Annotated in this window: 6 protein-coding genes and 2 pseudogenes; 6 read left to right on the forward strand and 2 right to left on the reverse strand. The window is 65.3% G+C overall.

Annotation, left to right across the window (positions count from 1 at the left end):
• Positions 1-28 precede the first annotated feature (28 nt).
• The 6 genes and pseudogenes from priA (at position 29) to atpC (ending at position 6139) form a co-directional block, all read left to right on the forward strand.
• Positions 29-1028 (forward strand): annotated as a pseudogene (gene priA / locus AUC71_RS17810) (replication restart helicase PriA).
• A 214-nt stretch (positions 1029-1242) separates the two neighbouring features.
• Positions 1243-1803: a F0F1 ATP synthase subunit delta gene (locus tag AUC71_RS10190; protein WP_069624179.1), complete on the forward strand. Its 561-nt coding sequence runs from the start codon at positions 1243-1245 to the stop codon at positions 1801-1803.
• Between the two features lies 1 nt (position 1804).
• The gene (atpA, locus tag AUC71_RS10195) at positions 1805-3334 is read left to right on the forward strand and encodes a F0F1 ATP synthase subunit alpha (protein WP_069624174.1); all 1530 of its coding nucleotides are present in this window, start codon (positions 1805-1807) and stop codon (positions 3332-3334) included.
• Between the two features lie 8 nt (positions 3335-3342).
• Complete coding sequence (locus AUC71_RS10200) at positions 3343-4227, forward strand: F0F1 ATP synthase subunit gamma (protein WP_069624175.1); 885 nt, start codon at positions 3343-3345, stop codon at positions 4225-4227.
• A gap of 20 nt (positions 4228-4247) precedes the next feature.
• Positions 4248-5735, forward strand: a complete 1488-nt coding sequence (gene atpD / locus AUC71_RS10205) for a F0F1 ATP synthase subunit beta (RefSeq protein ID WP_083238262.1) — start codon at positions 4248-4250, stop codon at positions 5733-5735.
• 62 nt (positions 5736-5797) lie between these two features.
• Positions 5798-6139, forward strand: a complete 342-nt coding sequence (gene atpC, locus AUC71_RS10210) for an ATP synthase F1 subunit epsilon (RefSeq protein ID WP_342021835.1) — start codon at positions 5798-5800, stop codon at positions 6137-6139.
• Here the strand turns inward: atpC and AUC71_RS10215 are convergent.
• Positions 6136-6648 carry an RNA pyrophosphohydrolase gene (locus AUC71_RS10215; RefSeq protein WP_069624176.1) on the reverse strand — a complete coding sequence of 171 codons (513 nt, stop codon included), beginning with the start codon at positions 6646-6648 and terminating at the stop codon, positions 6136-6138. The two genes, atpC and AUC71_RS10215, sit on opposite strands and share 4 nt — an antisense overlap.
• 10 nt (positions 6649-6658) lie before the next feature.
• Positions 6659-7509, reverse strand: a pseudogene (locus AUC71_RS22715) (divergent polysaccharide deacetylase family protein).
• Positions 7510-7704 lie beyond the last annotated feature (195 nt).

The following is a 7704-nucleotide window of genomic DNA, read 5'->3' on the forward strand; positions in this document are numbered from 1 at the left end:
TCGGTCCGATCATCCCGTCTCGAGCGAGGTGGTCCGGACCATCGACAATCGCCGCGCGCTCTATGTCGCCGCCTTCGTGCATGACATCGCCAAAGGCCGCGACGAGGACCACTCCGCCCCCGGCGCGCGCATCGCCCGCGAGCTCGGTCCACGTCTCGGGCTGAATGCATCCGAGACCGAGACGGCCGCCTGGCTGGTCGAGCATCGGTTCCGGCGCCGGCTCGAATGCCACCATTGCGGCAAGTTCTTACCCATCCCCCATGAGTGCCCGAGCTGCGGCGCCGAGGACTCCCTCGTGGCCTGCGGCCCGGGCATCGAGCGCATCGCCGAGGAGGTGGCGGAGCTCTTTCCCGAAGCCCGCCGCGCGCTGCTGTCGAGCGATCTGACGCCATCGATCTCAGACTTGCGCGAGACCTTGCGCGAGATCGAGGAGCGGGAAGTCGATATCGTCATCGGCACCCAGCTCGTGGCCAAGGGGCATCACTTCCCAGGGCTCGCGCTGGTCGGCGTGATCGATGGCGATCTCGGCCTCGCCCAAGGCGACCCGCGCGCCGCCGAGCGCACCTTCCAGCTCCTGAGCCAGGTCACGGGCCGCGCCGGCCCGGGAGGCGATTCCGGGCCGGGGCCTGATCCAGACCTATATGCCCGAGCACCCGGTGATCGCAGCATTGGTGGCCGGCGACCGGGACGCCTTCTACGCCCAGGAGATCGAGGCCAGGCGCGAGGCTGGCATGCCGCCGTTCGGGCGCTTGGCCGCGATCCTGGTGACCGCGGGGAACCGGGCGGTGGCGGAAGCCTATGCCCGGGAGGTGGCCCGCGCCGCGCCGCCTGCCGAGAAAATCCAGGTTCTGGGACCGGCCGAGGCCCCGCTGTCGGTGATCCGGGGGCGCTATCGCTACCGCCTTCTGGTCAAGGCCGCGCGCGAGGCCCACCTCCAGGCCTATTTGCGGGTGTGGCTCGGGAACGTGCCCAAGGCGCGCGGCGATACGCGGCTCGGAGTCGATATCGACCCCTATAGTTTCCTCTGAGTCGCCCCAAAAGCGCGCACTCGGCCGCACGATGTGCCCATCATATTGCGCGCCCTTTCGCCCTGTGTTAGAGCCTCCGCGGGGCTTCCGAAGGGGCGTTTTCGGGGGATTTCTCCCGTCGACGCGGAGGCTCTAATCCCAGAATCTACCGGGGTCCGAGGGTGGGACGGCTCATGCAGCGCCCGCCCCTGAGCAAGAGGCGTTGAGCGGAAAAGTGGCAAGCGAGGACCATATCGTATCGGGCGTTGCGGGCCGCTACGCCACCGCCCTGTTCGAGTTGGGTCTCGAGGAAAAGGCGCTCGAGCGGATCGAAACGGATCTGAACCGCTTCGGCGAAGCGCTCGACGCGATCGAGGACCTCCAGCGGCTGGTGAAAAGCCCCATGTTCTCGGCCGAAGAGCAAGGCCGGGCGCTCGGCGCCGTCCTGGACGAGCTTAAGGTCGAAGGGCTCACCAAGAATTTCCTGCTGCTCGTCTCAAGAAACCGGCGCCTGTTCGCCACCCCCGACATGATCCGCGCCTTCCGTGCCCTGCTCGCCGCCCATCGCGGCGAGATGAGCGCCACGGTCACCGCCGCGGCGAAGCTCACGGATACGCAAGTCACCGCGCTCAAGCAGGCGTTGAAGGCCGCACTCGGCAAGGACGTCATGCTCGATCAGCAAGTCGATCCGAGCCTCATCGGCGGCCTCATGGTCAAGGTGGGCAGCCGCATGATCGACACCTCGCTTCGCACCAAACTCACTAGTCTCAAGCACGCCATGAAAGAGGTTGGCTAAAATGGATATCAGGGCCGCCGAGATCTCCGCGATCCTCAAGGACCAAATCAAGAATTTCGGACAGGAAGCCGAAGTCGCCGAAGTCGGCCAGGTGCTCTCCGTCGGTGACGGTATCGCCCGCGTCTACGGCCTCGACAAGGTCCAGGCCGGCGAGATGGTCGCCTTCGCCGACGGCACGCAAGGCATGGCGCTGAACCTCGAGGTCGACAATGTCGGCATCGTGATCTTCGGCGACGACCGCCACATCAAGGAAGGCGACATCGTCAAGCGGACAGGCGCCATCGTGGAAGTACCGGTGGGCAAGGCGCTGCTCGGCCGCGTGGTCGACGCCCTTGGCAACCCGATTGACGGCAAAGGCCCGATCGAGGCGGAAGAGAAGAGCCGCGTGGACGTGAAGGCCCCTGGCATCATTCCCCGCCAGTCCGTGCACGAGCCCATGCAGACGGGCCTGAAGGCTATCGACGCGCTGATCCCGATCGGCCGCGGCCAGCGCGAGCTCATCATCGGCGACCGCCAGACCGGCAAGACCGCCATCATTCTCGACACCATCCTCAATCAGAAGTCGATCAACGAGAGTGACGATGAGAGCGCCAAGCTCTACTGCATCTATGTCGCGATCGGCCAAAAGCGTTCGACCGTGGCGCAGTTCGTCAAGATCCTCGAGGACAACGGCGCCCTTCCCTATTCCATCGTGGTCGCCGCAACCGCGTCCGATCCGGCGCCGATGCAGTTTCTGGCGCCGTTCACCGGGTGCACCATGGGCGAGTATTTCCGCGACAACGGCATGCACGCGCTCGTCACCTACGACGATCTGTCCAAGCAGGCCGTGGCCTACCGCCAGATGTCGCTCCTGCTCCGCCGTCCTCCCGGACGCGAGGCCTATCCGGGCGACGTGTTCTATCTCCATTCACGGCTTCTGGAGCGCGCTGCCAAGCTGAACAAAGATAACGGCTCCGGATCTTTGACCGCGCTCCCCGTGATCGAGACGCAAGCCAACGACGTGTCGGCTTATATCCCCACCAACGTGATCTCCATCACCGACGGCCAGATCTTCCTCGAAACCGACTTGTTCTATCAGGCATCCGGCCCGCGGGTGAACGTGGGCCTCTCGGTGTCGCGCGTGGGTTCGGCCGCCCAGGTGAAAGCCATGAAGCAGGTCGCCGGCAAGATTAAGGGCGAGCTCGCCCAGTATCGTGAGATGGCCGCCTTTGCCCAGTTCGGCTCCGACCTCGACGCCACCACGCAGCGCCTCCTGAATCGCGGCGCACGCCTCACCGAGCTTTTGAAGCAGCAACAGTTCTCGCCGCTCAAGGTCGAGGAGCAGGTCTCGGTTATCTACATGGGCGTGAACGGCTATCTCGATACCGTCAAGGTGCCCGACGTCAACCGCTTCGAAGAGGAATTTCTCCGCTTCATGCATACCGAGCATCAGGACATTCTCGACACCATTCGTGACGAGAAGCAGATTTCGGATGAGACCGGCAAGAAGCTGAAGGACGCCGCCGAGAAGTTCACCAAGGCTTTTGCGTGAGCTGATCCATGGCGTCCCTGAAGGAGCTCCGCAACCGTATCGCCTCGGTCAAGGCGACCCAGAAGATCACCAAGGCCATGCAGATGGTGGCCGCGGCGAAGCTGCGCCGCGCGCAAACCGCGGCCGAAGCTGCGCGGCCTTATGCGGAGCGGATGGAGGCGGTGCTTGCCAACCTCGCCAAGGCCCTGGAGGGCCGGGAAGGCGGGTCGCCGCTGATGGTCGGCACCGGCAAGGATAAGGTCCACCTCCTTGTCGTATGCACCTCCGAGCGCGGACTGTGCGGCGGATTCAATTCCGCGATCGTGCGGCTTGCCCGCGAGCACATCAATCGCATTCTGGCTGACGGCAACGAGGTGAAGATTCTCTGCGTCGGCAAGAAGGGCTACGACCAACTGCGCCGCCACTACCAGGGGCTGATCATCGAGACGATCGAGTTCCGCGGCGTGCGCCAGCTCACTTTCGAACACGCCGAACAGGTCAGCCGAAAAGTTTTGTCCCTGTTCGATGAGGGCGGTTTCGACGTCGCCACACTGTTCTTCTCGCGCTTCAAGTCGGTGATCAGCCAGATCCCGACCGCGCAGCAGATCATTCCGGCGTCGATCCCGACGGAGAGCGAAGCCAGCGTGGACCTCGGCGGCGCCGTCTACGAATACGAGCCGGACGAAGACGAGATTCTCACCGATCTTCTCCCGCTCAACATCACCGTGCAGGTCTTCAAGGCGCTGCTCGAGAACGCTGCTTCCGAACAGGGCGCGCGCATGAGCGCCATGGACAGCGCCACCCGCAATGCCGGCGATATGATCGGCAAGCTGACGCTCAACTACAACCGTACCCGCCAGGCCCAGATCACTAAGGAGCTGATCGAGATCATCTCCGGCGCCGAGGCGCTTTAGTCACTCGAAGGAACGGAACGATGGCAAATAAACCCGTGGTCGCAGAGACCAAGAAGCAAGCGAAGAAGGTCGCCGAGGGCAAGGGCGCGAAAGGGCATATCCGCCAGGTGACCGGCGCCGTGGTCGACGTGCAGTTCGACGACAATCTGCCGGAGATCTTGAACGCGCTTGAAACGGACAATGGCGGCTCGCGCCTCGTCCTCGAGGTTGCTCAGCATCTCGGCGAGAACACCGTCCGCACGGTCGCCATGGACGGCACCGATGGCTTGGTGCGTGGCCAGGAGGTAACCGATACGGGCAAGCCCATCGCCGTGCCGGTTGGCGAGGAAGACCTGGGCCGCATCATGAACGTGGTCGGCGAGGCCGTGGACGAAGCCGGTCCCATCGAAACCGAGGAGACGCGCCCGATCCATGCCCCGGCTCCCGCCTATGTCGATCAGTCGACGGAGTCGGAGATCCTGATCACGGGCATCAAGGTCGTGGACCTGCTCGCGCCTTACGCCAAAGGCGGCAAGATCGGCCTGTTCGGCGGCGCCGGCGTGGGCAAGACCGTGCTCATCATGGAGCTGATCAACAACGTCGCCAAAGCGCACGGCGGTTATTCCGTGTTCGCCGGCGTGGGCGAGCGGACCCGCGAGGGCAACGACCTCTATCACGAGATGATCGAGTCCGGCGTGAACAAGGACCCAAAGGAGGGCTCCGTCGAGGGCTCCAAATGCGCGCTCGTGTACGGCCAGATGAACGAGCCGCCCGGCGCCCGCGCCCGCGTGGCTCTGTCCGGCCTGACCGTCGCCGAGTATTTCCGCGATCAGGGTCAGGACGTGCTGTTCTTCGTGGACAACATCTTCCGCTTCACCCAGGCCGGCTCGGAGCTGTCGGCGTTGCTTGGCCGTATTCCCTCGGCGGTGGGCTATCAGCCAACGCTTGCCACCGACATGGGCGCGCTGCAGGAGCGGATTACCACGACGAACAAGGGGTCGATCACCTCGGTGCAGGCGATTTACGTGCCGGCCGACGATCTAACCGACCCGGCCCCCGCTACTTCCTTCGCGCATCTTGATGCGACCACCACGTTGTCGCGGTCGATCGCCGAGAAGGGCATCTACCCGGCCGTGGACCCGCTCGATTCCACCTCGCGCATGCTCTCGCCGCTCGTCGTCGGCGAAGAGCACTATGCGGTGGCCCGCCGGGTGCAGGAAATCCTGCAGCGCTACAAGGCCCTGCAAGACATCATCGCCATTCTCGGCATGGACGAGCTGTCGGAAGAGGACAAGATCGTCGTGGCCCGCGCCCGCAAGATCGAACGCTTCTTGTCCCAGCCCTTCCACGTGGCCGAGATTTTCACCGGCTCGCCCGGCGTGTTCGTCGATCTCGCGGACACGATCAAGGGCTTCAAGGGCCTTTGCGAAGGCGACTACGACCACCTGCCGGAATCGGCGTTCTACATGGTCGGCACCATCGACGAAGCCGTGGCCAAGGCCGAGAAGCTTGCCGCCGAGGCCGCGTAGCCAATGCCCGATCCGTTCAAATTCGAGCTGGTATCGCCGGAGCGGCTTCTCTCTCCGACGAGGTGGAGCAGGTCCTGGTGCCGGGCGCGGAAGGCGACATGACCGTGCTTGCATACCACGCGCCCGTGCTCACGACCTTACGTCCCGGCCTGCTCGACATCGGCTTTCCCGGCGGCAAGAGCCAGCGTTTCTTCATCCGGGGTGGCTTCGCCGAGGTGAACCCAGCGGGTCTGACCGTCTTGGCCGAGACAGCCATCGATCTCGATGAGCTGAAGGCCGAGCAACTGGTGCAAGCGATCAAGGACGCCGAGGAAGACGTCGCCGATTTGACCGACGATGCACGCGACCGCGCTCAGACCAAGCTCGAGCACCTCCGCCAAGTCCAGGCGACTCTCCACCTCTAAGCTCGGCTCTTTTCGATCAGAGGGGCGAATGCCGCGACGACAGCGGCGTAGACGTCACGCTTGAACGGCACCACAAGGTCTGGCAGTTCCGCCACCGGCACCCAGCGCCACGCGTCGAATTCCGCCTGATGGTCGGGCCGCGGCCGGAGGTCGACCTCGCTTTCCGTGCCCTCGAAGCGTGCGGCGAACCACATCTGCTTCTGCCCACGAAAGCGCCCCTGCCAGGCGACGCCCACCAGCTCAGGCGGCAGGTCGTAAAGCAGCCAATCCTCGGTCTGGGCGATGAACGCCGCGCGGCGGACCCCCGTCTCCTCCCAGAGTTCGCGCCGGGCCGCCTCCTCGGCTGTTTCACCCGGGTCCACGCCGCCTTGGGGCATTTGCCACCACTGGCCTTCGCCTTCGGAGGCGCCCTTGCGCTCCGAGCGCCGGCCGACAAACGCCAAGCCTTGCGCGTTGAGCAACATCACGCCGACGCAAGGCCGGTAGGGCAGCGAGGACTTATCCATCATGATGCGGAGGTCAACTTTGCCGCGGAGACCGCATGGCGGCGCTGACGGGCACGAGCACGAGGCCTTTTTCTTCCAGCGAGCCGGCCCAATCGGCGATCCGCTTGGCCGTCCCCGGCTCCGCCTTGGCGACGCCGATGGCCGCGCCTTGCGCCTTGGCGGCGGCTTCCAACTCGGCCAACGCCTTGTCCAAGGTGGCGCCATCGAGCCGGACCTGCGCCGTGGAATATTCGAGCTCCAAATCCTTGGCGATCTCGCCGGCCGTCGAGCCCTCGACGCTGCCGTCATCGAAATAGATGAGGCCGCGGCGCTTCACTCTTCGAGGACCGGCTTGAGCGAAGCCGATGTCGTCTCGAACTTCGCGCCCATGTAATTGGTCACGCCGACATAGCCGGTGTAGCGCGACATCAGCCATTGAAGCCGCTTGATGTTTTCGGTTGTGGGGAGGGTGGTGAGGAGAGTGTGTGGGCCGGGGTCTTCGGCCGGGTAGTCGTTTGGCTCCAGGGGGATCGCGAGGAGAACCTCGTGGCCCTCCGCGCGGGCTTGGGATACTCGCTCCTGGAGGCTGCGCCCGTAGGCGCCGAAAGCGATGCTGATCGGCGGCGGCAGGCCCTTGATGATGTCTCCGTCTGGCGCGCCGGGCACGCCGAGCCCGTTGAGCAGCACCGCGACCCGCGGCGGCCCTCCCGCCACGTTCGCGTAATTCGACGGGCGAGCGTAAACCTCGGCCGCGCGGCGCCCATCGATGGCGATCTTCGGCAGCGGCCCATAGGGCGATTCTTCGATCAGGGCGGGAACCGGGACCGGTGCAAGCGGCACCGAGCCGGTCTGGTCGATGCCCGCTGTCAGTTCGGCGGCGGCCACCTTGGTTCCGCTGCCTCCCTCGGGCGTCTCCAGTGACCCGCTAGGCCCTGGCGGCGCCGGTGGGGGCGCGGTTGGGCGTGACGGGCATCATGGTCGTGCCCTGGCCCGGAGGCGCAGCGTCGGCGCGGCTGGGCGCGGCTGCTGCGCACTGGGGGCCATGGGAGGGGCCCGTGACGGAAAAGCCTGGGGGAAGAT

This window comes from Methyloceanibacter marginalis, assembly GCF_001723295.1.
Classification (GTDB): Bacteria; Pseudomonadota; Alphaproteobacteria; order Rhizobiales; family Methyloligellaceae; genus Methyloceanibacter; species Methyloceanibacter marginalis.